At 44.5% G+C, this 2,912-nt stretch carries 3 protein-coding genes; all 3 read right to left on the minus strand.

Annotated features, from left to right (window positions below):
- The coding region (gene proS, locus Q0J48_RS06940) for a proline--tRNA ligase (RefSeq protein ID WP_296242761.1) at nucleotides 1–747 on the minus strand (747 nt) is incomplete at its 3' end.
- Between the two features lie 43 nt (nucleotides 748–790).
- Entirely contained in the window at nucleotides 791–1,999 is a 1,209-nt protein-coding gene (locus Q0J48_RS06945) for a U32 family peptidase (RefSeq protein WP_296242762.1), read from the minus strand.
- Nucleotides 1,992–2,834, minus strand: coding sequence for a U32 family peptidase (locus Q0J48_RS06950; protein ID WP_296242763.1), 843 nt, complete (start codon nucleotides 2,832–2,834; stop codon nucleotides 1,992–1,994). The genes Q0J48_RS06945 and Q0J48_RS06950 overlap by 8 nt, the downstream gene beginning before the upstream one ends.
- Nucleotides 2,835–2,912: the final 78 nt, after the last annotated feature.

Here is a 2,912-nt window from a genome sequence, read left to right on the forward strand (position 1 = left end):
TTCCTGTTCTTGTGAATCCTCGATGGTATCTATTACTTCCGTGATCTCTAAATTACTGGAAAAATCACAACCTTCGCAACCCACAACGATATCTTCTCCAATCGAAGATAAAGCTTGGTATTCTTCGGATAAAAGACCTCCCATAGCCCCTGTATCGGCTTTTACGATCTTATAGTCTAAATGAAGACGATCAAAGATGCGGCAATATGCATCATACATCTTTTGATATGCCACATCCAAGCCCGCTTCATCGATATCAAATGTATAAGCATCTTTCATGATAAACTCACGAACGCGGATCAATCCGTAACGAGGACGTGTTTCATCACGATATTTGGTCTGGATCTGATATAGATTATACGGATAATCTTTATAAGATTTTCCATTCATGCTGGCTGCGACCGCAAACAGCTCTTCATGCGTCGGCCCAAGAACATAAGGCTTCGCATAACGGTCTTTCAAAGAAAACATATTGGATCCAAAAGCTTCCCGGCGTCCGGACTGGACATAGACATCTTCCGAGATCAAGCTAGGCATCAATAATTCCTGGGCTCCCTTGGCATCCATCTCTTCGCGAACGATATTCTCGATCTTGGCCAAGACTTTTTTACCCATCGGCATGATCATATAGATCCCGTTCGATGTTTTTTTGATCATTCCGGCTCTGACTAGAAGATTGCCGGAAACACTGTCTTCATCTTTGGCGTTTTCACGCAATGTATAGAAAAAACTCTGACTTAATTTCATGATAACCTCTTTTCAGTGTTTAATTTTAACGTACTTAGATTCTTTAAACAACACGAATCTTGCGGATCATCGCATTTTTTTCGATCGGTCCATCCCAATGCGTTCTTACGATCTGCATCGGTGTCTTACAAACAGAAAGTTCCAGGCCGTTTTCATCATAAATGCTGCCGACATAGACACTAGTCGGATCGATATGGGGTCCAAAGATCTCCAGATTCTGATGGGGACTAAAATGATTCTTAACCTGCAAAGTGGCTTCCTGTGTATCGGGATCATAATCCAATACGATCGCAACATATTCCTGGGTTACAATTTCATCCCGGTCCGCATAAAGCTGTACATCCTGATTAGGGATCCCCCGATAAAAGCCAGGTCCTGTCGGACGATTCTCCGCTTTGGCGATCTCTTTTTTGATCGCATGGACTTCTTCCCAAGAGACATGCCCCTGTTCATAGATCTTGTCGATCAGGCGGCGATAACTGCTGACAACTGTTGCCAGATAGTATGCGCTTTTCATGCGGCCTTCGATCTTTAAAGAAGCAACCCCCATCTTGATGAACGCTTCGATTTGATCAACAGCCTGCAGATCGCGGCTGGACATAGAAAATAAAGAATTCGGATCACTCAGTTCTTGATCCTGATCCATCAAATGATATTTCCATCGGCAACTTTGAGCACATCCTCCGCGATTGGCATCGCGATTCGTCATATGATTGCTCAAAACACAGCGGCCGCTAAAAGAGATGCACATTCCCCCATGGATAAAGACTTCGACCGGTAAGATCTGTTTTTCACAGATCGAACGAATCTGATCCATCTGGCACTCTCTAGCCAAGACAACGCGATCCATCCCCTGCTCTTTCCAAAATGAAAGACTGCTGGAATTGGTCGAGGAATGTTGGGTCGAAACATGGACCTCATAATGACACCCACATTCTTTCGCCATTTTCATGATGGCGGGACTGCACACGATGATCGCATGGACCCCGGCTGCATCCAAAGCCAAAAGATACTCTTTGAGCCCAACCAGATCTTCTTCATGCGGCAACATATTGACGGTCACGTGCACATGGGCCTGATGAGCATTGGCAAAATCAACCAGTTCTTTGATCTCTTCCAAAGAAAAGTTGCTGGCACGGGAGCGCAAAGAAAATTGCTTTCCGCCAATATAGACCGCATCGGCTCCATAGAGGATCGCAATCTTGGCTTTTTCCAGATTGCCGGCCGGCGCTAACAATTCGATCTTAGACATGGCCATCCTCCTTTTTCGTCAACATTTTCTGATAATACCAGCGATTCGATCCCGGACAACTTCCTCCTGTTTGGTAGGCTTCAAGCACCTGGAGGGTCCATTCATCATCAAAGAAAATAGAATCGATTCGAAAACGGGAGAGCCCATGTTCTTTTAAAACAGGAAGTTCTTGAAAGCTTTGGATCGGTGCTTCACTATAAATTGTCGTCCCATAGCGATCTTCATAGATCGGCATACGATCCGAACGTGTCGATTCGATCAAGGTATACATACGATCGGTTTGGATTGCCTGGGAATGAATCTGATTTTTATAGTTTGTCAATAAAGGACGCCGAGAATAAAGGATCGAAAAATAACCCGAAATCAAGATCTCGACATTTTTTTGCGTTTGCGTCATCGTCAGGATTTCCTCTAAAGTGCATTCATGCGCCAAGGAAACCGACTGGATCCCCAGTCCGCAGTAAAACGCAATATCCAAAGAGTTTGTGATCAAGGTCTCCGGCTGATAGACCAAACGATCCGTCAGCCCGAGTGCTTTTGCTTCTTGATAAAGGCCTTCATCCCCATAATAGATCCCATCGATCGAAAGCTCTTGGGCTAACTGTAAAAAGCGGCGAACCAGCTCGATTTCGTCTTCCATAAAAAAGCGCAAGGCATTGATATAGAGTTTAACTTGATATCGCTCACAACAAGCTTTGATCTCGGGAAGTTGGTCCCATGAAAAAGTTTGGCAGGCCCGAATCGAAAGATCTTCTAAACCGATGATCACCGCATCGACACCGGCTTCTTTGAGTCGGGGAATATTTTTGATTTCATGTAGCGTACTCAGTATCATGGCGTCTCCTTTTTTGTCAACAGATATAGTGTACCACAAAAAAAGACTTTTCTTGCGAAAAGCCTAACGTACCTGCCC

The organism is uncultured Faecalicoccus sp., from assembly GCF_944325745.1.
Taxonomy (GTDB): domain Bacteria; phylum Bacillota_I; class Bacilli_A; order Erysipelotrichales; family Erysipelotrichaceae; genus Faecalicoccus.